Here is a 26,451-nt window from a genome sequence, read left to right as displayed (position 1 = left end):
AAGCTCCTTTATTGCATCGGATGAATGATTCGGGGTTTTCGGTGTTCGTTGCGGTGCTTGGAAAGGGGTTCCAGGCATGGGCTGCGCCCGTGGTTGCTGCTCGATGGGTTGGGGCCGTGACCTGGGGCGGTGGGCCTCGTTTGCATCGGATGAACGATGCGTTCATCTGGTCTCCCTTCGGTTGGAGGTGGTGGGGTGCGGGCCGAGCACCGGGTTGAGGCGGTCGCGGTGCCGGGTGCGGCGGCGTCCGTGCTGGCCTCCGGGGTTGTGTTTCTGCAGCCGGAGGAGGCGGTGTTGGACGCGATGCTGTCGGGCTGGGCGGCGCAGCAGCGGTCACGGCTGCTGTCTGCGGGCACGGTGGAGCAGCGGGAGCTGCAGGTGCGCCGGTTCGTCGCGTTCACGAACGAGTACCCGTGGCGGTGGAGTCCGGCGGATGTCGAGGAGTGGAGCGCGGACATGGTCAGCCGGGGTCTGGCGCACTCGACGGTGCGTGGCTATCAGAACGCGGTGGCGCTGTTCCTCGGGTACGTGACTGATCGCCGCTACGGCTGGGACCAGGTGTGTGAGCAGCGGTTCGGCACGCATCCGGTGCAGGTGTTGCACGAGTGGAACACCGCCGCGCATCGCAGCGCCGTCGAGGCCCGGCCGGGCAACCGGCCGTTGAGCCGGGAGGAGTTGCAGGCCTTCTTCGACTACTGCGATGAGCAGGTAACCCGGGCCGGGCAGTCCGGGCGCAAGGGCTGGCTGGCCGCGTTCCGCGATGCCACCGTGTTCAAGGTGCTCTACGGGTGGGGCCTGCGCCGGCGGGAGGCGGCCAAGCTCGACACGGTGGACTGGTCGGCGAACGCGGCAGCACCGGAGTTCGGCCGGCACGGTGCGCTGGCGGTGCGGTTCGGCAAGGCGACGCGGGGCAGCCCGCCGCGTCGGCGCACGGTGTTGACCACGATGGGCTGGGCTGCTGAGGCGGTCGCGGAGTGGATGACCGAGATCCGGCCGGCCTACCGGGTCACCGGCACCGTGTTGTGGCCGACCGAGCGGGGTGGGCGGATCTCGGTCGAGCACATCAACGACCGGTTCGCCGCGTACCGGGACGCGCTCGGCTTGGACAAGATCCTCAGCCCGCACTGCCTACGCCATTCGTACGTTTCGCACCTTTTGGAGGATGGGTTCGACCACCTCTTTGTCCAGCAGCAGGCGGGGCATTCGTGGGGTTCGACCACGGCCGTCTACACCAGCGTCGGCTCGGACTTCAAGAACACCGCGCTACGGCGGGCGCTGGACCGTGCGTTCATCCCCGAACAGTGACGAGCAGGAAGGACTCCGAAACGATGGCTCGGCCCCGGAATCTGGGATACCAGTGGCATCTGCGCACGTTGATGGCCGCGCGTGGCATGTTCTCCACCACTGACCTCGCGCCGCTGTTGGCCGAACGCCACGTCGTCCTGTCGGCGGCGCAGGTGTATCGGCTGGTGGTGCAGACCCCGGAACGGTTGAGCCTGCGTACGCTGGTCGCGTTGTGCGACATTCTCGACTGCACGCCTGCTGATCTGATCGAGCCGGTCGCGCTGAACACCACGGCACGGGCGACGGGGACCGACGACGCCGCGGTGTCGGCCGCCGTGCGCGAGCGCCGTCCGCGGCGGGCGGAGATCCGCCGGGTCCAGTGAGTGGCCAGGCGTGTGCCTGGTGCGGCCGGGCGGTGCGGCTGCGGGGCGTCGTCGCGGAGGGCCGGATCTGCTCGAACTGTTGCGCGAAGCGGCGCACCGGCGCGTGTGGGTGCTGCGATCGGGTCGACCGGCTCGTCGGTCGGCATCCGGACGGGCGGCGCTGGTGCGAGCGATGCGCACGGCGGCACCAGTCAGCCGCCGGGGCGCGTGCGTATCGGGATCGGATCGTCGCCGTCGTGGCCGCCATCGAGCCGCACCTGGAGACCGTGGTGATCGAGGACGTCCTGACGCGGGCCGCCGCCGCGCCACGCACCGTGAGGCGGCTCGCCGAGTATCTGGTCGCGCACCCGCAGTCGTTGACCGGCGGGCCGACCAGCACCGTCCCGGCGTTGCACCGGCTGGCCGAGCATCTCGCCGTCGCCGGAGCTCGACAGATCGGCCCTCGCCACCCGGTATGCGTCGGGTGTGGACAGTCTCGCGCGCCGCACCTGCGTACCGGTGACGGGTGGCTGTGCAGCAGCTGCCATGGCCGGATTCTGCGGCCCTGTCACGGATGCGGCGAACTGCGCCGGGCGTATGCCCGTGCCCCGGCGGGGCCGTTATGCCAGTCGTGCACCAATCGGCAACGCCAGCGCGTGCGGGACACCACGGTCACCTCGACGATCGCGACCGCGATCCGTGCCGTATACGCCCCGGGCCTGACCGATGAGGTGCTTGCCGGGATCATCCAGGCCGTCGCGCCGCGCCCGCTGGACCGGCGGCTGCTGGCCACGCAGATCGAGGCGGTCCCAGCGGTGCTTGACCCGGCGCCGTTGCCGCTGTCGCGGCTCATCCTGACGCTGGTCGGTACCTCCGCTGCGGGCTTGCCGCGGCTGATCTGCTCCGGCTGCGGCGCCGACGCCGGCCCGGACGGGCACGCCTCCAGCACCGGCGTGGACTGCGGGCCCTGCGCCCGCGCGTGTCCCGGTTGCACACGGTCCTACCGGAAGCCCGGCGAACGACTGTGCAGCCGGTGCCGTCGCGACCGGCACCGGCACCGTGGCACCTGCACCATCTGCCAGCACACCGACCAGATCCTCGACGCCCACGGCCGATGCCACCATTGCCGGACTCGTGGCGAGCGGCGGTGCGTCGACTGCGGCGAGCCCGCCACTCCGATGCGCGACATCGACGGCGTCGGCGTCTGCGACCAGTGCGCGTTACGCCGCACCCTCGACCGGATCCTGCCCGAGCAGACCAGTGCACCGCTGCGGCAGCTTCGCCAGGCGATCCTTGCCGCCGAACCGGGCGCTACTCGAGCGTGGCTGACCCGGCCCCGCGCCGCCACGATCCTCGGCGATCTGCACCACGGGCGCCTCGAATGCAGCCACACCGCGCTGGACACCCAACCACCCGGTCGAGACCTGGAACACCTGCGCGCCCTGCTCGTCGCCGCAGCAGCGCTGCCCGCCGACCCGCACCGGCTCATCGACCGGCTCGCCGAGGAATTGACCGGCGCCGTCAGCGACTGCGGCGAGCCCGACCGGCGCGTCCTGCGCTCCTGGATCCGGTGGCGGCTGCTGGCCCGGCTGCGCAACGCGGCCGACATCGGCGCCGAGCTGACCGCGCCGATCTACCACGCCCGCGCCACCGTCGGACAGGTCACCGCCTTCGTCACCGGCCTGCACGGGGCGGGCCGTGCTCTGGCCACCTGCCAGCAAGCTGACCTCGACGGGTTCTTCGCCGCCGCGCCGTCGACCGGCAGCCACATCCGGCCGTTTCTCACCTGGGCGCAGCAGCGGCGGCACCTACCCCGCACGCTGCACCTGCCGCCCAGCCGCCGGGGATCACCAGCCGCGCCCGCCGACGCCGAACACCGGTGGGGGATCGCCAGACGATTGGTCCACGACGACACCCTCGACACAAGTGACCGCGTCGCCGCCGCCCTGGTCGTCCTCTACGCCCAACCGATCAGCCGGATCGTCACCCTCACCAGCGTGGACGTTCACACCCTCGACGGTGCGGTCACCGTCGCGCTCGGCCCGGACCGGCTCGAACTACCCGAACCGTTCGCCACCTTGATCACCCGGCTGCCGCACCGCCGCCGCCACGGTGTTGCCGCGCACCTGCCCAGCCCATGGCTGTTTCCCAGCGCCCGAGCGGGCAGCCACGCGACCCCCGGAGCCGTCTCCGCCCGGCTGCAACGCCTCGGGATCCAGCCCCGGGCCATGCGGCAAGCCGCGCTGATTCAACTCGCCGCCGAGATCCCACCCGCGATGCTCGCCGGCCTCCTCGGCATCCACCCCACCACCGCGGTCAAATGGACCAAGCTCGGCGGGGGAAACTGGACCACCTATGCCGCCACCCGCTCCCGTCGGCCAGAGCCATGACGTTTCGTGGTTGCCCGATCGACTGGAGCAGCCACCGATGTATGACCGCCAGCGACAGATTGCGGTTACCAGCGATAGATGGCGGACGTCGCTTGCCCGGTCTGCGACCCCTGGTTGCAGATGGCCGATCTTGAAGGGCCCAGCGGCTGTCGCGGTTAGGATCCGTCTTCGTCCGTCATTTGATCGGAGCTGACGATGAGGGAAGAGCCAGACCCGGCTGTCTTGTATCCGGACGTGGCTGCACACGGCAGCCTTGCCGCAGCGCTCCAAGCCGCAGCGGCCGATCAAGGCCTGTCTCTCACCATGATCGCCACCCCGTCCGATCTCGTGCGTCATGCCACCATGCCGAGCGTTCTCCCACATCGCGAAGCGCTGTTCGTTTCGGCCTGGCACTTCGAGCGGAAATGGTGGGTTTCGGGCTCGGCGAACAACGGGCTCTTGATCAGCGGGACCACCCCTGACCTGCATCTGCTTCCCAGGGTGGTGTTGGGCTGGGCAGAGGGAGCCAGCCTCGGGGAGATCGCCCAGGCTGCGCCTTTCGACGTCCTGACCGGGCGTTTCGAGGTGCCGGACGGCAATCCCGCTGACGTCATCGCCGCGGAGTGGCAGTACACGCTCAAGGACGCCCAGCAGTCTGACTGGCCCGAGTACTTGGCACTCATCGAAGCGGCCTACGCCGAACCGAAGCTGCGCAGGCTCTACCCCTACACCAGCCACTGGGAGCTGAGCTTCTCCGCCACCCCATATCCATTCACCCCGAGCTTCGCCACGCTGGTGGCTTCCCGAGGAGGTGCCTACACCGTCAAGGAATGGTGGAACGGCCCAGCGCTGGCCCAGGTCACCACACCGGCCGAAACGATCTCCATCGCCGTTGATCGAATCCCGGAGGGCCTCGGTCAAGGCCCTCCGCACCAAGACCGCTGACCGCATCGTCTACACCGAGCGCTGGCTACGCCGCGAGGGGCCTCACTCCACGGCAGTTCTGGCGCCGTCTGACGACACAGACTTATATGGAGAGCAGCACGGAGAGCGCAGGCCAATAACCACCCTCCGTACCAAGCTCGATGTCAAGAAGCACGCGCATCACGGCGCTGGCCTGTTCAAACACGACCTATTCCGGGGGTCCGAATATCCCGGTGTTACCGGTTGGCGGCGCTCCTTTCGTGGGCATGCCGACGAGGACGGCCACCTCGGGGCGGCCGTCCTCGCAGACGGTGTGTGGGATGTGCTGGAGCTCAGCAGGCGACGTCGGTGGCCGACCACGAGGTGGTGGGCTGTCACCGGGTCACGGCAGCTGGGACTCCAGCAGGAACAGTTATGGTGCAGGAGAAGACGTGCGGCGACGGTAGCGGACCGGCCTGACAGGCCTGGTAAACCGTGCTGTCAGCGTCCGGTGAACACCAGGATGTCGGTGTGGACGGTCAGGTCGTCGTGGACGGCGACGACGCGGTCGCGGTAGATGAGTCCGGCATCGTCGGCGGCGGCGATGAGCGTCTGGTTGACGCTGAAGTCCACGCCGGGCAGGACCACGGCCAGCCGGATCGGACAGCCGGCCATCACTGCGGTCGCATCAGCGCCGGTGGCGACGGTCAACGCCGGCCGGTCGGGCTCTCTCGCGCTGCGGTGTCGTGTGTGCCGGCGGTGCCGTGCGTCGGCAGCGGCGGCGAGTTGTTCGCCGACGGTGAGGTCGAGGATGACCTGACGGCCGCGGGTGTAGGTGACGATCAGCCGGTGCGCCAGCGGCAGCGACAGCGTCTCCCCCACCCTTGCCGCGGGAACGTGCCAGACAGTGATCGGCACCGGGGTGGGTTCGGTGGTGTTGTTCATGAGCCGGTAGCTCCAAGCGCGGTGGGACACATTGACGTGTCCCAGAACCGCGCTGTCGGCCCCCACGCACGACAGCCGCACCTGACAGCTCCTGACCGGACCTGTCAGGGCAGCTGCAAGGTGATGTCCGGGCGGGCCGTCAGTGGTCCCGGCCCGCCCGTGTTCATCCGCGGCTCAGGTAGTTGGCCAGCACGATCAGCGCCGCGATCAGTACGACACCGAAGACGATGGTCATGGTGATGGCCAGGCGTTCAGCGACGAAGCTCAGGGCGTGGACCGCGGCAACCAGCAAAGATCCGACCATGATCACGCCGAAGATCACGGCGACGACGATGATCGGGCGTTCAGGGGCGTCGCCGTAGGCAGCCGCGCTCAGGAAGGCCGCGAGACCGGTGGCGGATGCGGCGGCGCTCTTGAGTGCCGTCTTGATCACCGAAGACGGGTCGTTTCCTGAGCCAGAGGCTTTGCTGAGCTGGCCAGGGGACCTCGGGTCAGTATCGTTGGCCATGTCGTTCCTTCGGGTGGAAGCCGTGAAAGGTGCTGCTTGCGGGGGCGGCTGGACGGCCCGTCCCTGCCGGGGGACGGGCCGTCACCTCCGCGGGGTCGCCCGGAGCGACAGCGAGGCCAGCTGATGTGGTGGGACTCGACAGGCACCAGCTGGGTCCGTCACGGGCAGAGCAAGGGGCTGGTGGGCGAGGTGTCATGTGACTCTTCATGGAGCGCGCAGCGGTTCGCATAGATTGAAGTACGCGTTCCGAGCCACCAACGGATCGAACATCCACCGAGATTTGTAGAGTTCCATCCCGCGTTTATCAGCAGTACGGAGCCCACGCGCCGATGGTTGAAGCCTCTTCGAGATTTTCCGGCTTCAAGAGAACTTAAGACGGGGGCCTCGCCTGCTGTGAAACGCGCCGCCATCGGCAGGGTTCCTCCCATCGCAACGAGTCGCTACGGCCCGGTGCCGGATCGCTGACAAGGCTGCGACCAGCGGAGATCTGTCTGGTTGTGACAGGGGGCCGTGAAGCAATGGGGCCGCTGAATGCTGTCGACCCTACGGAGTACGAACCATGTCGCGTACTGCCCTGTCTGTTGCTGAGGACGCGTTCCGGCTGCTGGTCTGTCAGCCTGCGCCTCTGGTGTTCGACGGCCGTCCGGTGGCCGGTCTGCCCGACCGGCTGCTGCCGTTGGATGAACTGCGCACCCTGCTCGTAGCCGGTGCCGGGTCGGAGGTGTCCGACCCGGTGTGGCGCACGCTCGCTGTTCGGGCGCGTGATGACGGTCCGGCGTGGGTGGTCGGTGCGGTCGGTGTCGCGTTGCCGGGCCTGACCCGGATGGCCGCCCGGCTACGCGTCGCCGCTCCCGGGATGGCCGACGACATCGATTCGGAGCTGATGGCCGGGTTCCTGGCTGCGGTACGGACGGCTGATCTGGTGCCGCCGCGGGTGTGGTTGCGGCTGTGCTGGGCGGCGTGGCGAGCCGGTGACCAGGCCCGTAAGACCGACAGTCTGCTGGAACTCCCGGCCGATGTCGCGGTCGGTTCGCGGTCGCCGCGCCGCCCGTACGGGCATCCCGACATCGTGCTCGGCCGGGCGGTGCGGGCCGGTGTTCTCACCGCCGATCAGGCTGATCTGATCGGTGCGACCCGGCTCGGTGACGTGCTGATCGAGCAGATCGCGGCCGCTGGTGGCGAGTCGGGTTCGGTGGTGCGGATGCGGCGCCGGCGGGCCGAGCTCAAGCTGGTGGCGGCGCTGCACCGGGGCGATCTGGCGCTGCCGGCGGTCAGGGTTGGCGGGCGCCGCGGCTGAGGTCGGCCAGGCCGGGCCAGCGGCGGCGGGCGCCCTGGCGGCTCATTCCGGTGGCGGTGCCGATCTCGACGTAGCCGGCGCCGGCCCGGGCCGCGCCGTGGGCGGCTTGGTCGAGTTGGGTGCCGAGTTCGGTGTGCAGCAGGTGGGTGGCGGTCAGGACGGCCAGGCGTACGTCGCGTTCGCTGGCGTGCGGGTTGTCGGCGCAGAGTTGCCGTGCGATCCGGACGGTCAATTCGTCGATGGCGTCGGTGATGCGGCGGCGGTCTGCGGGTGTGAGCGGCGGTGCGATGTCGGTCATGCGGCCCCCGTCGGTCGACAATGATCGTTGTCGATGCATTATCGGTGCGGCAACGGTCGTTGTCAGCCGCGTTTGTCTCTGTCGGGCCGTCCGGCGGCTGCGACAACGAACGTTGTCGCACCTGTTCGACACGAAACAGGCCCGACAGCGACTGTTGTCACGCCCTTTTGACACGAGTCCGGCTGCGACAACGGTCGTTGTCGCAGCCTGGCGAGCTCAACGCACTGGTGATCCCGAAGCTACGGCGAGCCTGAAGGTAGCGGATCTCGACAGTGTCCGGCGGTCGGCCTTTGGCCGGCCCGGAAATCGGGGGCCGGTACCAGCGCCGATGGTGCCTGACCATCGAAGTCATCCCGCAACCAGCCGTACGATCGCTTCCTCGGCTGCCTCACGCACGTCGTTGTTGTCGTCGGCGGTGGCGCGATCGCGCAGCAGCGGCAGGGTGCTGGGGTCGTCGGGCCAGCCGGCCGCGAGCGCACGCACCGCTGCCTGCCGGACATCTTCGTCCTTGTCGGTGGTGGCGCGTTCGCGCAGCCAGGGCAGGGTGTCGGGGTCGTCGGGCCAGCCGGCGGCGATCGCCCGTACCGCTTCCTGACGCACCGCCCAGTGATCGTCGATGGTGGCCCGGTCGCGCAGCAGCGGCAGCGTCTCGGGATCATCGGCCCAGCCGGCCGCGATCGCCCGGACCGCCTCCTGCCGCACCGCCCAGTGCCTGTCGGTGGTGGCCCGATCACGCAGCAGCGGCAGGGTGCCGGCGTCACCGGGCCAGCCGGCCGCGATCGCCCGGACCGCCTCCTGCCGCACTGCCCAGTGCCCGTCGGTGGTGGCCCGGTCGCTCAGCAGCGGCAGGGTGCCGGGATCATCGGCCCGGCCGGCGACAAGGGCGCGGACAGCCTCCTGACGCACATCCTCGTCCTCGTCGGTGGTAGCGCGATCGCGTAGCAGCGGCAGGGTGCCGGGATCATCGGCCCAGCCCGCCACCAGCGCGCGGACCGCCTCCTGACGCACATCCTCGTCCTCGTCAGTGGTCGCGCGATCACGCAGCAACGGCAGCGTGCCGACATCGCCGGCCCAGCCTGCCGCGATCGCGCGCACCGCTTCCTGACGCACCTCCCAGTGATCGTCGATGGTGGCCTGGTCGCGCAGCAACGGCAGGGTGCCGGGATCATCGGCCCAGCCCGCCACCAGAGCGCGGATCGCCGCCTGCCGCACCGCCCAGTTGTCGTCGTCGGTGGTTGCGCGTTCGCGCAGCCAGGGCAGGGTGTCGGGGTCGTCGGCCCAGCCCGCCACGAGCGCGCGGACCGCCTCCTGCCGCACCTCCCAGTGCCCGTCGATGGTGGCTCGATCACGCAGCAACGGCAGTGTGCCGGGGTCATCGGCCCAACCGGCCGCGATCGCGCGGACCGCTTCCTGACGGACCGCCCAGTGATCGTCGGTGGTGGCCCGGTCGCGCAGCAGTGGCAGGGTCTCGGTGTCGCCGGGCCAGCCGGCCGCGATCGCGCGGACCGCTTCCTGACGCACCGCCCAGTTGTCGTCGTCGGTGGCCCGGTCGCGTATTAGTAGGAGGGTGCCAGCGTCGTCGGCCCAGCCGGCCGCGATCGCGCGGACCGCCTCCTGACGCACATCGTAGTTGTCGTCGTCCGTGGCGCGATCGCGCAGCCAGGGCAGCGTGCCGGGATCATCAGGCCAGCCCGCCACGATCGCGCGGACCGCCTCCTGACGCACATCGTTGTCGTCGTCGATGGTGGCCCGGTCGCGCAGCAACGGCAGCGTGCCGGCGTCGTCGGGCCAGCCGAGCGCGAGCGCGCGGACCGCCTCCTGACGCACATCCCAGTGCGCGTCGATGGCGGCCCGGTACCGAAGCCAGGGCAGGGTGTCGGGGTCGTCGGCCCAGCCGGCCACCAGGGCGCGCATCGCCTCCTGCCGGACGCCGTAGTTGTCGTCGTTGGTGGCCCGGTCCCGTAGCCAGGGCTGCGTGCCGGGGTCGTCGGCCCAGCCGGCCACGAGTGCGCGGACCGCTTCCTGCCGGACCTCCCAGTGTGCGTCGATGGTGGCCCGATCCCGTAGCAGCGGGAAGGTGCCGGGGTCGTCGGCCCAGCCGGCCACCAGAGCGCGGACCGCCTCCTGCCGTACGTCCCAGTGATCGTCGATGGTGGCCCGGTCGCGTAGCCAGGGCAGGGTGCCGGGGTCGTCGGCCCAGCCGGCTACGAGCGCGCGGACCGCCTCCTGCCGGACGCCGTAGTTGTCGTCGTTGGTGGCCTGGTCACGTAGCCAGGGCAGGGTGCCGGGATCATCAGGCCAGCCGGCCACGAGCGCGCGGACCGCCTCCTGCCGGACCTCCCAGTGCGCGTCGATGGTGGCCCGGTCGCGTAGCAACGGCAGCGTGCCGGGATCATCGGCCCAGCCCGCCACCAGCGCGCGGACCGCCGCCTGCCGGACGTCCCCGTCGTCGTCGGCGGTGGCCCGGTCGCGCAGCAACGGCAAGGTGCCGGGATCGTCAGCCCAGCCGGCCACCAGCGCGCGGACCGCCTCCTGCCGTACGTCGTTGTCGTCGTCCACGGTGGCCCGGCCGCGCAGCAACGGCAGGGTGCCCGGATCATCGGCCCAGCCGGCCGCGAGCGCGCGCACCGCGGCTTCGCGGGTGGCCCAATGCGGGTTGGAGGTGGCCTGGTGCAGGGTGTCGAGGTCGTGGCTGATCAGGGTGGTGTGGATGCTCGCGGCGGTCCGGGCCGCGGTGTACGGCTGGCGCGTGAAGAGCCGGTGGCTGGCCTGCTGATACCAGTGTTGGTAGACGGTGGCGGCGGGCCAGGTGGGGCCGAAGACTCCGGTCAGGTAGGGGGCCAGGCGTTCGACGGCGTCGGGAAGTGGCCGCTGGTAGCGGTCCTCGCGGGCGGCGGTCTCGTCGAGCAGGCTGGTCAGGGCCCGGGTCAGGGCGGGTGCGTGAGGGGCCAGGGCCGCGGTCTTGCGGATCTCGGTAGTGGCCTGCAGCGCCAGCAGCAGATGCCGTGGGAGCCGGTCGCGGACCCGCCAGTAGGGGTCGGCGGCCAGGAGCCGGGTGATGGCCTGGGTGGCGATCCGGTCGGGGATCATGCCGGTGAGCAGGAGCAGGACCTCTGCCCAGGCTGGGTCGGCCCAGTGCTGGTCGTAGACGGCGAGTACCTGTTCGGGGGTGAGGTCGTAGTCGGTGAGCCGACGGGTCAGGTCGGCGGCGGCCAGGTATTCCAGGAACGCGCGGTGGACGAATCCGTACACCTCGGAACCGAATCGGGCCAGGATGAAGTTGCGTTCCCGGAACTGGGCGAGCATCGCCCGCGCCGCGGGGATGGACCGTTCGGCCGGCAGCCCGAAACGTTCCTGCAGGTAGTCCTGGAACCAGTCGATCAGGCTCGGGCCGGGGACGTGGTTGCCGGCCAGCCCTTCCGGCGCGTCCTGCATGTGCCGGGCCACCAGCTGCAGCAGTTCGAGCTTGTCACGGGCGTCGAGCAGGTCGACGGTGATCTGCCGTCCGGCTGTCGCGAACTCGGAACTCACATGGCGGTTGACGTCCCACTGCTCGATCAGCACGGTGACCGCGTGCTCGTACACGCTGAGCCGGTCCCGGGGTAGTTCCCGGCGCCGGCCGATGATGGCCAGAATCGTCAGCAGCATCGGGTTGCCGGCCAGCTCACCGACCGCGGGTGAGGCGGTGACCGCGGACAGCAGCCGATCCCGCAGCCGGATCGCCTCGCCCCGGTCCCCCGGGCAGGACTGGTCGTACCATCCGGTGATGAAGGTCTGGACCTGGCCCGGATCGAGGTCCTGCAGCATCCAGTGCCCGAAACCGGCGGCGTCCAACAGCTGCCGCCGGTAGCCGATCACCCGGGAGGTCACCACCACCCGGACCTGCCGGTAGCGGGCGGCGAACCCTTCGATCTCCTTGGTGACCTGCTCCCGAAGCCGGGGGTCGAACACCTCGTCCAACCCGTCGAAGACCACCACGGCCGCGCCACCGGAGTCCAGGTACGGTTCCAGCACCGACCGCGGCAGACCCACGTCCTGGCTGCCGTGCAGATGATCGATCAGGTCCAGAAACGATCCGTCACCCTTGTCGCGTCCGGCTCGCCATCCCGGCTCGGCGTAGGTGCGCAGTTCCACCAGAAGCGGCAGACATCCCGACAACCCGGCCGGCTCCTGGGCGACACCGGTGTCCCGGCGCGGGTCACCGGCGGCGGCCAGCATGAGGAGCAGGTAGCGGGCCAGCGTCGACTTACCCGCCCCCGGATCGCCCAGTAACACCACCCTATGTCCGGCAGGCTCGGCGATCACCTCCAGCACCGGGCGGCACGGCCGCTCCCGGTAGGCACGCAGCGCCGCCTCCAGCGTGTCCCGGTCGACCTGCTCGGGCAGATGCGCGTCATCCGCGTGCCCGGCCTCGGCCAGCCGCTGCCACACCTCCCGTGGCACCTCGACCGGCGGCGGATCCGAACGCGCCTGCTGCGCCACGAACACCCGTTCCAGCAGCATGGCCGGATGATTCTCCGGATCGGCCGGCGACATCAGGATCTCCAGATCCACCCGCCCGTACCGCTCCCGCAGCCGCCGCACATACCGGTCCCGGGCCGCGATGAACGCCGCCGATGTCTGCGTATCGGCCGTCGAACCGGAGGAGGAGACAACCGTCAGAGGAATCCGGTCACGAGCCGCCACGCCGTCCCACCCCATCACACCGTCGTCACAGTCGACCCGCAGCGTATCCACATCGGAGGGAATCGGCCCGCCGCGCCGTCTGATCGCCATGGCCTCGACACGACATCATCGAGTGGTGACAGCTCCGACACCCAGCGCGCCGCCCGTTGCGTCGATGGTTCCCTCACCCACGCCCAGCACGCTGCCGGGCACCTCCCCGGCCGCTACGGTCGGCACCGCCTCCCCCGCACCGGTCGTGGTGGTCGACGACCCCGGCCCCGACGGCGTCGCGATCGCCGGTCTGGTGCTCTCCGTCGTCGCGTTCATCGCGGGCATCATGACCAGCGTCGCCTCGATCTATCTCGCCTGGCGGGCGGTACAGATCGGCAGGACCGCCGCCCAGGAGGCGGAGAAGGCCAACGTCGAAGCCGGCAAGGCGCGCGCCGCGATCGCCGCGGAGCGGCGCCGCGCTTTCGACCTCGAGGTTCTCCAGGGCCTGACCGAGGCCCTCGACGTCGAACTCCCTCGCGTGCTCGAGATCGCCGTCGACCCGCCGAAGATGCGGGTGTACTTCGGCTCGCGGCTGGCGCTGCTGCCCGGGCACGAGCTGCCCTTCTGGCGAGAGGTCCAGGCCATGACCAGCCATCAGGACCTCGAACAACGCCTCGCCGTCACCGACGGACTCGGATCCGGCTGGGTCCGGGCGACACGAGACGGCAGGTTCCAGAACCACAACCAGGTGACCCGTGCCTTCAGTGACCGTCTCCTCGCCGACCTCATGACCGCGATCCAGGAGCGAGTTGAGGCACACGACGCCTGACCCGCTGTTCGCGCTCCACCAGATCTGTCACAACACTCTCAGCCAGATCGCCCGATTGTGTTTGGCTTGGGTGGCTCCGGTCGGCAGCGACTGCGGCTCTCGCCAGATCCACCGCGCCGCTGGTCGGCTGCCGGCCGCCGATCCGGTCAGGTAGAACGAGGCAGCCAGGCGGATCCAGGCTGTTCAGATTCACCGGGTCGAATTTCAGGAAGTCTTGGCCTTCAGGGTGCCAAGCGGGGTCATCCAGTCGTCGCGTGCGGCGACGTCCCGACCGAGGCGACGTTGCGCGGTTCGCGCAGATCCAGCTGGAGCGGGGCACGGCCCGTGTTACCGCCGGTCTCTTCGCTGCGGTGCAGCCGCGATTCGTGTCCGCTCGAACGCTGGCGGCGGTCGCGATCGGCGTAGATCTCCGAGATCGCGCGTCCGGCGCACCTGAGCTCGGCAGGGGTCCATGGATGCTGAGGCTGTCGCAAGTGCGTACGGCCGTTGCAGGACTTGCCTTGAACGCGAAGGCCCTAACACTGAAGCCGCTCCTCACTGGTTGCCGATAGGTGCCCGTGGATCACAGTCACCTCACCGCACGGTCAGTCCGGCGGCTAGTCGGACGTTGGGTATGACCCGAGAGATATACAGGCGAGACCCCGGCACACGGCATGATTGGGGTGCGTAGATCACCCGATATGGTCGATTCGCAACCAGGCGAAGCAACGGGATCACCTCACTGGCCGACGACGGCCAACGCTACGTGACACACATCACTCGCACCCAATTGAACGACCACTTCAGGGCGCCCCGTTACATGACCCGTAAGGCTTCAAGACCATGTCACAGGATTGCTTCCTGCCTACTAGGCAGGAAGGCATATCACGGAGTCAGGTCCGTGCCGACATTGTCCACAGCCCCGCCCATCCACAGGAGGCATCGCCAGCCATAGATCTAGCAGCCCACAGTCATGCCGAGAACGAGCACGGCAACCAGGTAGACGGTGGGCGGCCCGCTGCAACGGACCGCCCGTGCTGCTCGAGTTCACAGATAGCCGCGCAACGGACATCACATGAAAGGAAACAGCATGGACACGGTAGCCACCCCGCCCGGGCATGGCGAGAAAAGATCCGATCAAGAGCCTGACGTCATCAAGGCAGCGCTCAGAACCGCCGGGGGCTCTGGCGCCGGGATCATCGGCATATTGACGGCCTCGGCTCTCGGAGCGATCCACACTTCCCTCGCCGTGGCGGCGCTGGCAGTGTTCGGGGTGATCATGCTTGGTGCGCTGATCGTGGCTGGCATCTATATCACGAGAGGCGCTTGATATCCCGGGGTGGGCCGACTCGCCGGCGGCCCGCCCCGGGACCACCCGGCGCCCCGGCGACGGCTCGCGGAGAGTCGAGGACTCGGCCCGCGTCGCTAGGACGCCACTTTCCATGACCACCGACCGGACGTGATCGAAACGGTCAGGGCACCCGAGGACGGATTCGGCTCATCCCATAAGCCCGTCGCCACCCAGGAGCTGGAGATCGCCCTTGAGTGATCGCCGGACCCTGGACCACCACCACCACCACCACCACCCGCCTCGCCGCGTACGCCGGGCTGCGCGCGGACGAGGTGCGGCGCCCTTTGAGGCTGTTGGAGTACAGGCAGTCAACCGAACGGTTGAATGGATCTCGCGTTCACTGAACGAAACATAACTACTTGACCACTCGCGGTCAGCCAGTCGAGTGCACAGTTGGCTGTGGAGTCATTGGCTCTACCGCCAGTATCCACAGCCATACCATCGCCCGATATGGCCCCCAAGCGCCGCTTGGCTCGCCCGATCCGCCTCTACGGCACCGGCGAGATCCGTGCACGCCTCGGCTACTCCCGCCAGTGGACACAGAACATCGTTTGACCGCCCAGTCTTTCCCGAGGCGCCATACATGATCGGCGGCCGCCGCATCTGGCTAGCCGCCGACGTCGAGGCGCGGATCCGCGAGCACCGGCCCAATGTTGCCAAGGAGCCGGGCGAGGGAGGCGAAGGCGACTAGGCCAACGGCCGGGAGCGCCCATCGCCCCCGGCCGCCGTAGTGCGCGTGGTCAGTTCTTCCGGTCGAACTCGCCAGCAACCGCACCGCCGACAAACGCGTCCCACTCGCCCGGGGTGAACAGCAGCGCCGGACCGTTCGGGTTCTTGCTGTCGCGGACTGCGACCGCCTGCCCGACGAACGCCACCTCCACGCAGTTGTCGCAGTTCGGGCCTGACTTGGTGCTCTTCGTCCAAGTGGCGTCAGCCAGCTCCAGCGGGTTGACCATCATGCCCTTGTACGCGATTTCCATGAGTGCTGCCTTCCTGTTCCCGGCCGGGCCGGCGTGCCCAGCCGACGAATCGGTCATAGAGGTACGGCCCGTCAAGGACGAGCGTCGCCTCCTCCAGTTCGGCCGCCAACCGCACAAGCAGATCAGCGCGCCTCCGAGTCGACGCGAGCAGATACTCGCAGGCCGGATCGCACGGCCATGCTTGGCCGCATGCCCGGCAGTTCCACGTCACCCGGTACGGCAGGTGCACAGCAGCGGGGGCGCGTGCCATGTCGGCCAGCAGGTCGGCGACCGTCTCGCCGCGGGCATCACACAGTGGGCGGCCGTCGCGGGGTGAACGGAGAAACGCCATGAACCCGGCCGGGTGTTCGAACCCCGGCGGACCTGGGTTCGCGCGGTGCCAGGTGGTGTGCCAGCCCGGCCGGGTAGCGTCGACCTGCTCGCACGCCTCGAGGTGCCCGGCCGGCCAGCCGCACCGTTCGGCGAGGACCTGCCGGTTGGACTCGGCGAGGGCGACGCGCTGCTCCACGGTGTCGATCGGCGGCAGCCCCGCGCGGCTAGCCACGAGGAACGATCAGGGTTGGCGGCTGCGCGCCGGTAGCCGTCTCGCCGTGGGTACCACGGCACGTCCGGCACAGCGCCCGGACGGCGTCGCGTGGCCGGTTGGATGACGGCACGTAGATGTGCGGTCCGTAGTCGACGCGTTCGATGACGACGTACGGGGCCTGGTCGGGGCCGCCTCCGGTGCACAGGCAGTACCGGTGTGACGGGTTCTCGGCGACCGCCCGCAGCACCTCGAAGCTCGGCGCGGAGTGCCCATCGATGTCGGGGCAGGACGACGTGTGGAAAACCGCGCCGGGCGGATAGTCGCGGAGGCTCATGCGGCCCGCCCTGCCCGGTCGAGGATGCGCCGGACCGCGGCACTGTGTTCAGCGGCCTGCACGCGTTCGGCGGCCTGCCAGGCGCGTGCCTCGCGCAGGCGGCGCCGCCACCTCATGCGGCTTCTGAGTTCCGCGAACACCCCGGCCTCCCCACGTCAGGGGCGGCGGACGCTACACGGGTGCGCCCGCCGCCGATCTGGGGCGACGACGGGCTACGGGTCCTTCCCACGGTCGCGCTGCCCGCCGCCGCAGACCTGATCGTCACCGAAGGATCACCACCAGTGGAGGACCAGCCTGTCCATGCCTTGTCCATGGACAGGACGACCAGACGTGGACGCAGTTCAGGGCAGCCGCGCCTCAACCCTGGCGACGTCACCCGCCAGGGTCGCCGAGCCTGTCGCCGTCACCGTTGCCCGCGCCTCGTCCAGGAGCCGCCGCGCCACGTCCAGGTTCCCGCCTTCCAGATGCGCCTCAGCGAGCGCCAGCTTGTAGGTCGCCACGAACTCGGCACCAGCAACCTCGCCGCCGGCGGCCACCTCCAAGCCGGCCGTCAGCGCTTCGATCGCTGCGGCCCGCCGGCCGAGGAGACGGAACGCCAGACCACGCTGCATGTCGAGGTAGCCCGGCGAGTAGAAGTAGATCCACGGGGGCTCTTCATCCGGGTGCTCCCGGGCGGAGGCCATCAGCGTCTCAGCGACCTCGAGGAGCCGGTCCACCGCGGTGCCGTCGCCAAGAAGAGCATGCCCTCGCGCCTCCTGCTGGGCGGCCATCGCCCGAACGCCGGGGCTGCGGCTCTTTGCGGCGGCCGCCGCCGATAGGCCGACCAGCGGTCCCGGCTTGCGGGCCTTCCACGCCAGGTTTCCACGCATCGACAGAGCAGTGGCAATGAGGTCCGCAGCCGTTGGCAGGGTCGACGTCGCCGCAACCTCCTCGGCGTGCTCAAGCGCCTGAACGTACTTCTCCCGGGCCTCATCCGGCCGGCCAGCGGCGGCACGGAGCCAGCCGGCGAACTGTGACCACTGGCCGGCGAGATCAACGACGGCGGGTCGGAGGTCGCCTACGGCTTCGTCGGCGAGTTGTTCGACGAGGCGAAGCGGTTCGGCGGTGATGACGAGCAGCCGTCCGGCGCCGAGCGTGTCTTCGAGGCGGCGCATGTTGGCGAGGGCGCCATGGAGGGCGGTGATGGTGGTGGGGTCGACGGCGCGCGGCTTGTCGGTGACGTAGGCGATGCGGTCTCGGTCGCCGTTGAGGCCCGGCGCCTGGATTGCGGCGAGAAGGGTGCCGTCGGCGTCGAGAACGCTGTCGAGCGCGACGGCCTCGTCCCGGGTGGGCAGGGGCAGCCGGTTGTGTTCCCAGTTGGAGAGTTTGCTCTTGGAGTGGTGGCTGCGGTCGGCCAGCTGGCGCAGCGTCATTCCGCGGCTCTCTCGGAGGGCGCGGAGCTGGTCGCCGAACGTCATGGGGTTCACGGCGTCACATCCCCTGCTTGCGGTCAGGGTGGCGGCGGCCGGGCCGCAAGACACCGGCCGCCGCCATCGACAGTACGCCACGTCAACGAGCTGGTCGGCCGGTTCGCTACGCGGGTCGACCAACCGGCCAGACTTCGACGCTGATCATCCGTCCACACTGGCGGCACCACATGCGCACCGACTTGATCACCGACGCGCTCACCGCCGCCCGGCGAACCCGGGGGCAGCCTGGCCGGAGCGATCTTCCACAGCGACCACGGAGCTCAGTACACCTCGAGGGCCTTCGCCGCCGCCTGCGCGGCGGTTGGGGTCCGGCATTCGATGAGCAAGGTCGGTAGCTCGGCCGACAACGCCCTGGCGGAGTCGTTCAACGCGACCTTCGAACGCGAGACCCTGCAAGGCCGCCGCGCGTTCACCGACGAACGCGACGCCCGGCTCACCAGCTTCCGCTGGCTGCATCGCTACAACACCGCCCGCCGCCACTCCCGGCTCGGACAGCAGTCCCCGATCACCTACGAGCGGACCCAAGAAAGATCAGCTACCGTCACACAAGCCGCATAACCCCCGTGTCCAAGTTCCGGGGGTAAGGCTCGCAGACGCAGCGCCGTTGTTGGTTTCGGTCAGGTCGTGTCAGGTCGGGGTGGGGTTCGTGGGACCTGACAGGCCGGATCTGGGTGGGTGCATGCCCGATGCGGGTGTGCCCGCTCCGGCAGCGACCCCGGGCCGGCCGGTTCCGGCGTACCACCTACCGACCTTCGCTCTGCCGTAGGCAGGAACGCCCCAGCCGGCCCTGCAAGCTGCCGGGGCGGTCTCGACACGAGTCTGTGGAGACCGCTCATGCACATGTACGAGGTGTTCGCCGTACTGCCGCCGGAGGTGTTGGCGGCCAAGACCCTGCCCCAGGTCGTCGACGGGATCCGGTTGTGGATCATGGGGATTCTGGTGGCGGTGGCGACGCTGTTCCTGGTGATCGCCGGACTGCGGTACACCGCTGCCGGTGGTGATCCGGCACAGGTGGAGCAGGCCAAGGCGAACTTCCGGTCGGCGTTGATCGGCTACGCTCTGGCCGTACTGGCGCCGGTGATCCTGCAGGTGTTGCAGGGCATCATCGGCGGCTGAGGTGTTCGGTCAGGGCTGGCTGTACGACTGGTTCCTGGAGTGGCTGGCCGAGAAGACCCTCGCCGTGCTGGGCGAGTTGCTGGCGTTGATGACCGCCCGGTTCTTCGTGTCGCCGGACGTGACCGGGTTGCCGCAGGTGCAGCAGCTGGCCGGCTGGTCGCTGGCGGTCGTCGACGCCGTCTACGTGCTGGCGGTGACCGCGGCCGGGTTGATGCAGTTCACCGGCGGTGTGGAGTCACGGTTCGCGGTGAAGGATCTGCTGCCGCGGCTGGTGTTCGGGTTCGTCGCGGCCAACTTCGGTGTCGAGGCGTGCCGGCTGCTGATCGAGGTCGCGAACGCGGTCACGTCGTCGCTGGCCGGTGAAGCCGCCGCGGGGCCGCGGGTGGTCGAGCAGGTCCGCGATCAGCTGGAGCCGGCGCGGGCGCATCAGGCGACGATGCTGCTGGTCACGGTGATCGGGCTGGTGGTGGCGGTCCTGTTCGTGCAGCTGCTGCTCGGCTGTTTCACCCGGATCGCGGTGCTGATCGTGCTGGCCGGGCTCGCGCCGGTGGCGCTGGCGTGCCACGGTCTGCCGCAGACCCAGCCGGTGGCCGTGTTGTGGTGGCGCACCCTGGCCGGCTGTCTGACGGTGCCGGCGTTGCAGGCGGTGTTCCTGACCCTCGGCGCCGGCCTGATCTCCGGCCCGGCGCCGGTGATCCCGCAGCTGCTCGACCTTCCGGACTCCTCCGGCATGCAGGTGGCGAACCTGCTCATCGCCTTGTGCCTGCTGATGGTCGCCGCCCGGATCCCGAAACTCGTCGGCCGCTATCTCATCCAGCAACCGTCGACCAACGCCGGGGTGATGGTGCGGGCGGTGCTGATGCAGGCGGTCACCCGACGGCTGGGGCTGCCCGGCCGCTGACCCGAACCGTTCGGCGGGATCAGAGTCGCCAAGTCTGTGGTCCTTCGAATGCCGGGCCGGATGTGTCACTGCTGAGCGAAGCCTGCTGGCGAGTCCTGTTGGCTATGTGCAGGATCGATCCGCGCTTCGGGGGTCGTCGACGCGACGAGTCCGGTAGATGTCTCCACGGTTCGCCTCGGCGCGCCACGGGCGGGCGAGATCGAGCGCTATGTGGAACTCGGGAGCGTTTCGGTCCAGAGAGATGACGGCCAGCTCGCTGTCCCCGCCGGTGGAGGTCAGGCGGCTGCCGTCAGGCCCGAAGATGGCGGAGGGCATCAGGTGGGCGCTCTGCGCGGGGACCGACAGGCTGAGCCAGTAGTTGTTGATCGCGGCGTGCGCCTGGGCCTTGAGGAAGAAGATCGAGTCGACGGGCCAGGCCGACAGCAGGAGGCAGTCAACCCCGAGACGTTCGTACTCGGCGAACAGTTGGGGAAAGTTGATCTCGATGCAGATCGCGCAGCCGAACCGATAGCCGTCGACGTCGAACACCACCGGCTCGAAGCCCGGGCTGTAGAAGCGGGTGATCTCGGTGTTCGAACAGAAGCGTTTGTCGTAGCGCGTGCTGATTTGACCCTGGTCGGAAATCACGTAGAGGCTGTTGTGCGGCCGGTGCGGTGCTGTCAATGGGTGGGCCGAGCCGAGCACGACCCATATCCGCAGCTCCGCTGCGAGGGCGGCGGTCTTGCTGAGTTCGTCACGGACGGCAGCCCAGTCGACGTCGCTCCAGTCGGCGATCTGCTCCTTGGCGTAGCCGGACAGGAAACCCTCCGGGAACTGGATCAGCCTGACCTGCTCAGCAGCGGCTTGACGCATCAACGCGCGAGCTTTCCTGCCGTTTTCTCTGCTGTCAGCGCTTCCTGCTGGTTGTGTGGTGGCGACCCGGATCGTCATCGCGGCATCGTTCCACATCGGTTCTGGCATGAGTTGTGGTCCGGCGTGTGGTGCGCAGGTCTACTGCTGACCAGCCGTCTGGCCCGGTTTCAGTCGACCGCGTCGGCCGGGATGCCGAGTTCAGCGGCGGCTTGCTTGACGCTGACTTCGCCGTCTTAAACGGCGACGGTGCGGGGTCCGCGGATGGTGTAGGAGGCGTGAACCCGGGCGACAGCGGCAGCGGTCCAGCCTGTGGCCACGGCCGGTGCGCAGGTCAGCGGCCTTGAGCATCTGGGAGAGCTGTTCGTTGGTGTGGGTGGCGCTGTGCCGGCGGATCAACTCCAGCGCGGCGGCCGGGGTGCGGCCGGGTCCGGGCAACACCGGCAACTCCTCACCCACCAAAGGATAGAAAGGGTGCGTAACGACCAATGAATCCAAAGAAGAACTTTGACGACGAGCCCTATAGAGCTCGTATCCCCGCTGACGTGAGTGCCCCGGACACCATCGCCTGGGGCCTGAGTTTCCGCCAGCTGGCGATCCTCGGCACTGTTGCCGGGGCCGGCTGGCTGGCGTACTCCCATTTCCGGCCGTGGCTGCCCGGCCCGGTGTGGCTGGCGCTGCTGGTACCGGCTGCGGCGGTGACGGTCGTCGTGGTGCTGGGCCGCCGTGACGGGCTGCCGCTGGACGTGTGGCTGCGCCACGGCCTGACCATGGCCCGCACCCCACGCCGGCAGACCCCCGGCACCCCCGACACCACTGCCCCACTGCTGGACATCCCCGTACCGAAACCACCGGCGCTGTTACGCAGTCCGGTGACGACGATCGCCGCCGACGGGACACTGACCGTCGACGGCACCGGCCGCCGGGTGATCGCGTGCGGCACCACCGACATCGCCTTGCGGACCGGCGCCGAGCAGCAGGCGCTGCTGGACGGTTTCGGGTCGTGGCTCAACGCGTTGACCGGGCCGGCGCAGATCGTGGTCGCCGCCCAACGCCACGACCTGACCCCCTACGCCGACACGATCCGTACCGGCCTGGACCGGCTGCCGCATCCGGCGCTACGCGCTGCGGCGCAGGAGCATGCCGCATTCCTGCTCGGCCTGGACGCCGACCGGGACCCGCTGCGCCGCCAGGTGCTCACCGTCGTCGCGGACGGACCGGCACGGGACGCGACGGTGCGGGCGTTCGGCGCACTCAGCGTGACCGCGGCACCCCTGGACGGCGGTCAGGTGACGGCGGCGCTGGCCGCAGCCGCCGACCCGTTCCAGCCTCCGGTGCCGGGCCCGCGGGCGGTTCCCGACATCCCGATCACGCTCAAGGAGACAACATGAAGACCCGCACGGCCGCGCCTTCGGCGGCCGCTTTGGAGATCAACCCTCATTGGGTACGGGTGAACGACGGCTACGCGGCCACGTATTGCGTCGTCGGCTACCCGGCCGAGGTCGGTGCGGCGTGGCTGAACCCGCTGCTGTCGTACCCGGGCCGGGTGACCGTGGCCGTGCACACCCGGCCGGTGCCGGCGCAGGTGGCAGCACCGATGCTGGCCCGGCAGCGGGCGCGGCTGGAGTCGACGCGCCGCATCGACGCGGTCCGCGGCCGGTTGACCGATCCGCTGGTGGAGGCGGCCGCCGCCGACGTGTCCGGGCTGGCCGAGCAGGTCGCCCGGGGCGTGTCGAAGCTGCACGAGGCAGGTTTCTACATCACCGTGCACGGCAGCACCCTCGACGAACTCGAACAGACCGCCGCCGGGGTACGGTCGGCGGCCGCCTCGATGCTGCTCGACGTGCAGCCGGCCACCTTCCGCCACCACCTGGGTTACACCAGCAGCCTGCCGCTGGGCGTCGACTCGCTGGGGATGCGGCGGATGTTCGACACCCGCTCGCTGGCCGCGGCGTTCCCGATCGGTTCCGGCGACCTGCCCGCCCCGACCCCGGGCACCATCCCGACTGCTGACGGCGTCCTGTACGGGGTGAACACCACCACGCCGGGCGTGGTGATGTGGAACCGCTGGGAGCAGGACAACCACAACCAGGTCGTCCTGGCCCGTTCCGGGGCCGGCAAGTCCTACCTGGTCAAACTGGAGATCCTCCGCAACCTGTATCAGGGTGTCGAAGTCGCGGTCATCGACCCCGAGGACGAGTACACCGCCCTGGCCGACCACGTCGGCGGCGCGGTCATCCAGCTCGGCGCGCCGGGCGTGCGACTCAATCCGTTCGACCTACCCGCCCACCGCCCAGCAACCGCGTTGCGCGATCACCAGCTGACCGTGCACACCGTGATTCAGGTGATGCTCGGCGGCATGCCCCCCGCCGAGCGGGCGGCCCTGGACCGGGCCATCACCGCCGCGTATGCCGGCGCGGGGATCTCGCACGACCCGGCGACCTGGGATCACCCGGCACCGCTGCTCAAGGACCTGGCAGCCGGTTTGGCGGCGGACCGGGATCCGGCCGCCCGGCAGCTGGTGGCCAGGATGCAGCCCTGGGTGGCCGGCACCTACAAGGACCTGTTCGACGGGCCGACCAGCACCGTCCCGGCCGGACACCTGGTGGTGTGGAGCTTGCGGCACCTGCCCGACGAGCTGCGCACCGTCGCCACCATGCTCGCCCTCAACCACATCTGGGGCCGCATCGACCAGCCCACCACCGACACCCGCCGGCTGGTGGTGGTCGACGAGGCGTGGCTGATCATGCGTGACGGTGAGGGGGCGAGGTTCCTGGCCCGGATGGCGAAGGCCGCCCGCAAACGCCGGGCCGGGCTCACCGTCGTCACCCAGGACGCCGCCGATGTTCTCAGCTCCGAGCTCGGCCTGACGGTGGTCGGCAACGCGGCCACGCAGGTGCTGATGCGGCAGTCGGCGCAGGCCATCGACGCGGTCACCGACGCGTTCGCGCTCACCGGCGGCGAGGCCCGCATGCTGCTGTCCGCGCAACGCGGTGAGGGCCTGCTGGTCGCGGGCCGCTGCCGGGTGCCGTTCCGGTCGCTGGCATCACCGGCCGAGCACCGGCTCGCGGTCACCGGGATCGGAGCACAGCGGTGACCACCGGCATCGACGTGCAAGGGTTCGTGGCATGGCTGGTGGACCGGCCGTGGCTGGCCGCAGTGGCAGTCGGCGTGCTGGTCGCGTACCAGATCGGGGTTGGCCGTTTGAAGGTCTGGCGGCATCGCCGCCTGCTGACCGGCGCACGGTGGGTGATCATCGCGGCGCCGCCGGAGGTCCAGGCGTCGTCGGCGGCCGCGTTCTGGACGTCGATGGCCGGCGTCCTCGGCACCGGCAACCGCTGGCGGCGCCTGCTGTTCGGAATCGCGCATGTCGTGTGGGAGTACAGCTGGGCGGGCCGGACGTTGACGATCCGGCTGTGGGTGCCCGGCACCGTACCCAGTGGCGTCGCGGAGAACGCGATCCGGGCCGCATGGCCGTCCAGCACGATCACCGTCGCCCCGGCACCCGGCCCGCCGATCCCGGACGGGGTGGCAGAGCAGGCCGGCGGCGGACTGTGGCTACAGCATCCCGAAACCCTGCCGCTACGCACCGACCACGACGCCGACCCGCTGCGGGCGCTGCTGTCGGCGGGGTCCGGGATCCGGGACCGTGAATACGCGTGCGTGCAGGTCCTGGCCCGGCCCGCCACCGGCCGACGGATCCGGCGGGCCACACGTCTGGCCGCTTCGCCCAGGTCCTCCGGTGGCGGCGACCAGCTGGTGCGGGCGTTGATCGAGCCGCTGTTGTGGCTGGTGGATGCGCTGATCCCCGGCCCGCCACGAAAGACGGCGGCACCTGCCCGGCCGGTGCGTGATCCGGTCGCGGACGCCCGGCAGCGGCAGGTGGTCGACAAGGCGATCCGGGTGCCGCATTTCGAGATCACCATCCGGTACGCCGTAGCCAGCACCCGACCCGGCGACCACACGCCGGCACGGCTGGCCGGGTTGGCGCACGGGTTCGCGGCGGCCGCCGCCACCTACACCCGCCCCAACCGGCTACGGCACCAGCCGATACGCCATCCGGTAGCGGTACTCGCCGGCCGGCAGTTACGGCGCGGGTTCCTCGCCACCGTCGAGGAACTCGGAGTCCTGGCCGGTCTGCCGCAGGACCTGGCGGTGCCCGGTCTGGACCGGGCGCGGGCCAAGGCGATGCCGGCACCCGCGGCGGTGCCGTCCGGCGGCCGCACCATCAAGGTCCTTGGCCGGGCCCAGGTGGGTGGGCATGCCGTCGGGCTGCCGGTGGTCGACTCCCGCCAGCACGTGCACCTGATCGGCAAGACCGGCGTCGGCAAGTCGACGCTGCTGCTGAACATGATCATGTCGGATGTGCACGCCGGCCGTGGCGTCGTCGTCATCGATCCCCGCGGCGACCTGGTCCTCGACGTCCTGGACCGGCTCCCGGCCGGCTGCGCCGACCGGCTGGCGATCATCGACCCCGACCAGCCCAATCCCGCACACTTCAACCCACTCGACGACGACGGCGACCCCCATCTGGCCGTCGACAACCTCGTCGGCGTGTTCGCCAAGATCTTCCAACGGCACTGGGGACCACGGATGGACGACACGCTCCGGGTGTCGTGCCTGACCCTGATGCGCCAACCCCAACCCACCCTGGCCCTGGTGCCACCGCTGCTCAACGACCGGACCTGGCGGGCCCGGTTCACCCACGACCTGTCCGATCCGGAAGGTCTCGGCGGATTCTGGAACTGGTACGACAGCATGAACGAAGCCCAGCGCTCCGTCGTGATCGGCCCCGTCCTGGCCCGCCTGCGGCAGTTCCTGCTGCGCGACTTCGTCAAGAACGTCATCGGCACCGCACACAGCTCGCTGCGGATGCCGCAGATCCTCGACGGCGGCATCCTGCTCTGCCGGCTCCCCAAGGGCGTGCTGGGTGAGGAGACCACCCGGATCCTCGGCTCCCTGATCGTCGCCCGCACCTGGCAGGCCGCCATCAACCGCGCCACCCAACCCGAACAACAACGCCGCGACGCCACCCTGTACGTCGACGAGGCGCACAACTTCCTGAACCTGCCCGGGTCGGTGGAGGACATGCTGGCCGAGGCCCGCGGGTTCCGGCTCGGTCTGGTCCTGGCCCATCAGAACCTGGCGCAACTCCCCCGCGAGACCGCCGACGCCATATCCGCCAACGCCCGCACCAAAATCGTGTTCAACGTCGACCCCGCCGACGCCCGCGAGCTCGCCAAACACACCCAACCCGAACTCGACGCCCACGACCTGGCACACCTCGACGTCTACACCGCCGCCGGACGGCTGCTGGTCGGCAACCGGGAACTACCGGCGTTCACGTTCACCACCAACCGGGCCGGCGATCCGCTCGGGCACGCCAGTCAGATCCGGGCACGTCACGCCCAACGCCATGCCCGGGGCCGCAAACCCTGAAATCCACCGGCACGTCCGGGTACGCGTTCGGGGGCGCGCTGGGCCCCACGCCGGCC

The 26,451-nt window shown here is 69.8% G+C and carries 20 protein-coding genes and 2 pseudogenes; 13 read left to right on the top strand and 9 right to left on the bottom strand.

Going from position 1 to position 26,451, the window contains the following annotated elements; all coding sequences use genetic code 11:
• Nucleotides 1-195: 195 nt before the first annotated feature.
• The 4 genes from ACFO0C_RS43910 to ACFO0C_RS43895 all read left to right on the top strand — a co-directional run bounded on the left by ACFO0C_RS43910 (nucleotide 196) and on the right by ACFO0C_RS43895 (nucleotide 4,960).
• Complete coding sequence (locus ACFO0C_RS43910; RefSeq protein ID WP_378072795.1) at nucleotides 196-1,305, top strand: tyrosine-type recombinase/integrase; 1,110 nt, start codon at nucleotides 196-198, stop codon at nucleotides 1,303-1,305.
• 23 nt (nucleotides 1,306-1,328) lie between these two features.
• Nucleotides 1,329-1,667 (top strand): helix-turn-helix domain-containing protein, encoded by a 339-nt coding sequence (locus tag ACFO0C_RS43905; protein WP_378072794.1) that lies wholly within the window; start codon nucleotides 1,329-1,331, stop codon nucleotides 1,665-1,667.
• A gap of 236 nt (nucleotides 1,668-1,903) precedes the next feature.
• A complete protein-coding gene (locus tag ACFO0C_RS43900) occupies nucleotides 1,904-4,036 on the top strand; it encodes a hypothetical protein (RefSeq protein ID WP_378072793.1) in 2,133 nt (710 codons plus the stop codon).
• A 195-nt stretch (nucleotides 4,037-4,231) separates the two neighbouring features.
• The gene (locus ACFO0C_RS43895) at nucleotides 4,232-4,960 is read left to right on the top strand and encodes a DUF6193 family natural product biosynthesis protein (protein WP_378072792.1); all 729 of its coding nucleotides are present in this window, start codon (nucleotides 4,232-4,234) and stop codon (nucleotides 4,958-4,960) included.
• Nucleotides 4,961-5,419: 459 nt separating this feature from the next.
• Here ACFO0C_RS43895 and ACFO0C_RS43890 read toward each other — a convergent pair whose 3' ends face one another.
• Nucleotides 5,420-5,863 carry a hypothetical protein gene (locus ACFO0C_RS43890; RefSeq protein WP_378072791.1) on the bottom strand — a complete coding sequence of 148 codons (444 nt, stop codon included), beginning with the start codon at nucleotides 5,861-5,863 and terminating at the stop codon, nucleotides 5,420-5,422.
• A 163-nt stretch (nucleotides 5,864-6,026) separates the two neighbouring features.
• The gene (locus ACFO0C_RS43885) at nucleotides 6,027-6,296 is read right to left on the bottom strand and encodes a hypothetical protein (protein WP_378072790.1); all 270 of its coding nucleotides are present in this window, start codon (nucleotides 6,294-6,296) and stop codon (nucleotides 6,027-6,029) included.
• A 634-nt stretch (nucleotides 6,297-6,930) separates the two neighbouring features.
• Here ACFO0C_RS43885 and ACFO0C_RS43880 point away from each other — a divergent pair.
• On the top strand, nucleotides 6,931-7,668 hold the full coding sequence (locus ACFO0C_RS43880; protein WP_378072789.1) for a hypothetical protein: 738 nt from the start codon (nucleotides 6,931-6,933) through the stop codon (nucleotides 7,666-7,668).
• On the opposite strand, the gene ACFO0C_RS43875 is transcribed toward ACFO0C_RS43880, so the two are convergent.
• From ACFO0C_RS43875 to ACFO0C_RS43865, 3 genes and pseudogenes are all read right to left on the bottom strand, one after another.
• Nucleotides 7,643-7,966 (bottom strand): hypothetical protein, encoded by a 324-nt coding sequence (locus ACFO0C_RS43875; protein ID WP_378072788.1) that lies wholly within the window; start codon nucleotides 7,964-7,966, stop codon nucleotides 7,643-7,645. The two genes, ACFO0C_RS43880 and ACFO0C_RS43875, sit on opposite strands and share 26 nt — an antisense overlap.
• Nucleotides 7,967-8,314: 348 nt before the next feature.
• Nucleotides 8,315-8,752, bottom strand: a pseudogene (locus ACFO0C_RS43870) (HEAT repeat domain-containing protein); the annotation flags it as partial.
• A gap of 105 nt (nucleotides 8,753-8,857) precedes the next feature.
• A pseudogene (locus tag ACFO0C_RS43865) lies at nucleotides 8,858-11,056 on the bottom strand (HEAT repeat domain-containing protein); the annotation flags it as partial.
• Between the two features lie 1,711 nt (nucleotides 11,057-12,767).
• Here ACFO0C_RS43865 and ACFO0C_RS43860 point away from each other — a divergent pair.
• Complete coding sequence (locus tag ACFO0C_RS43860) at nucleotides 12,768-13,451, top strand: hypothetical protein (protein ID WP_378072787.1); 684 nt, start codon at nucleotides 12,768-12,770, stop codon at nucleotides 13,449-13,451.
• Between the two features lie 1,069 nt (nucleotides 13,452-14,520).
• The gene (locus ACFO0C_RS43855; RefSeq protein ID WP_378072786.1) at nucleotides 14,521-14,760 is read left to right on the top strand and encodes a hypothetical protein; all 240 of its coding nucleotides are present in this window, start codon (nucleotides 14,521-14,523) and stop codon (nucleotides 14,758-14,760) included.
• Nucleotides 14,761-15,521: 761 nt separating this feature from the next.
• On the opposite strand, the gene ACFO0C_RS43850 is transcribed toward ACFO0C_RS43855, so the two are convergent.
• The 3 genes from ACFO0C_RS43850 to ACFO0C_RS43840 all read right to left on the bottom strand — a co-directional run bounded on the left by ACFO0C_RS43850 (nucleotide 15,522) and on the right by ACFO0C_RS43840 (nucleotide 18,078).
• Complete coding sequence (locus tag ACFO0C_RS43850) at nucleotides 15,522-15,761, bottom strand: DUF397 domain-containing protein (protein ID WP_378072785.1); 240 nt, start codon at nucleotides 15,759-15,761, stop codon at nucleotides 15,522-15,524.
• A 536-nt stretch (nucleotides 15,762-16,297) separates the two neighbouring features.
• Nucleotides 16,298-16,621, bottom strand: a complete 324-nt coding sequence (locus tag ACFO0C_RS43845; protein WP_378072784.1) for a hypothetical protein — start codon at nucleotides 16,619-16,621, stop codon at nucleotides 16,298-16,300.
• A 341-nt stretch (nucleotides 16,622-16,962) separates the two neighbouring features.
• A complete protein-coding gene (locus ACFO0C_RS43840) occupies nucleotides 16,963-18,078 on the bottom strand; it encodes a helix-turn-helix domain-containing protein (protein ID WP_378072783.1) in 1,116 nt (371 codons plus the stop codon).
• A gap of 237 nt (nucleotides 18,079-18,315) precedes the next feature.
• Here ACFO0C_RS43840 and ACFO0C_RS43835 point away from each other — a divergent pair, with 237 nt between their 5' ends.
• The 3 genes from ACFO0C_RS43835 (at nucleotide 18,316) to ACFO0C_RS43825 (ending at nucleotide 20,107) form a co-directional block, all read left to right on the top strand.
• The gene (locus ACFO0C_RS43835) at nucleotides 18,316-18,648 is read left to right on the top strand and encodes an integrase core domain-containing protein (protein ID WP_378072869.1); all 333 of its coding nucleotides are present in this window, start codon (nucleotides 18,316-18,318) and stop codon (nucleotides 18,646-18,648) included.
• 276 nt (nucleotides 18,649-18,924) lie between these two features.
• Nucleotides 18,925-19,206: a pilin gene (locus tag ACFO0C_RS43830; RefSeq protein ID WP_378072782.1), complete on the top strand. Its 282-nt coding sequence runs from the start codon at nucleotides 18,925-18,927 to the stop codon at nucleotides 19,204-19,206.
• Nucleotide 19,207: 1 nt separating this feature from the next.
• The gene (locus ACFO0C_RS43825) at nucleotides 19,208-20,107 is read left to right on the top strand and encodes a conjugal transfer protein TrbL family protein (protein WP_378072781.1); all 900 of its coding nucleotides are present in this window, start codon (nucleotides 19,208-19,210) and stop codon (nucleotides 20,105-20,107) included.
• A gap of 102 nt (nucleotides 20,108-20,209) precedes the next feature.
• On the opposite strand, the gene ACFO0C_RS43820 is transcribed toward ACFO0C_RS43825, so the two are convergent.
• Nucleotides 20,210-21,037, bottom strand: a complete 828-nt coding sequence (locus ACFO0C_RS43820; protein WP_378072780.1) for a carbon-nitrogen hydrolase family protein — start codon at nucleotides 21,035-21,037, stop codon at nucleotides 20,210-20,212.
• A 407-nt stretch (nucleotides 21,038-21,444) separates the two neighbouring features.
• On the opposite strand from ACFO0C_RS43820, the gene ACFO0C_RS43815 reads away from it, so the two are divergent.
• From ACFO0C_RS43815 to ACFO0C_RS43805, 3 genes are read left to right on the top strand one after another with little or no spacing between them, the layout of a single operon-like run.
• Nucleotides 21,445-22,347 (top strand): PrgI family protein, encoded by a 903-nt coding sequence (locus ACFO0C_RS43815; protein WP_378072779.1) that lies wholly within the window; start codon nucleotides 21,445-21,447, stop codon nucleotides 22,345-22,347.
• On the top strand, nucleotides 22,344-24,053 hold the full coding sequence (locus tag ACFO0C_RS43810; protein WP_378072778.1) for a VirB4 family type IV secretion system protein: 1,710 nt from the start codon (nucleotides 22,344-22,346) through the stop codon (nucleotides 24,051-24,053). Before ACFO0C_RS43815 ends, ACFO0C_RS43810 begins: the two co-directional genes overlap by 4 nt.
• Entirely contained in the window at nucleotides 24,050-26,395 is a 2,346-nt protein-coding gene (locus ACFO0C_RS43805; protein ID WP_378072777.1) for a type IV secretory system conjugative DNA transfer family protein, read from the top strand. Before ACFO0C_RS43810 ends, ACFO0C_RS43805 begins: the two co-directional genes overlap by 4 nt.
• The last annotated feature ends 56 nt before the right edge of the window (nucleotides 26,396-26,451 follow it).

Origin of the sequence: Actinoplanes subglobosus (assembly GCF_042650585.1) — a bacterium.
Classification (GTDB): domain Bacteria; phylum Actinomycetota; class Actinomycetes; order Mycobacteriales; family Micromonosporaceae; genus Actinoplanes; species Actinoplanes subglobosus.
The sequence above is the reverse complement of the archived record's forward strand: the minus strand, read 5'-3'. Positions and strand labels throughout refer to the sequence as shown.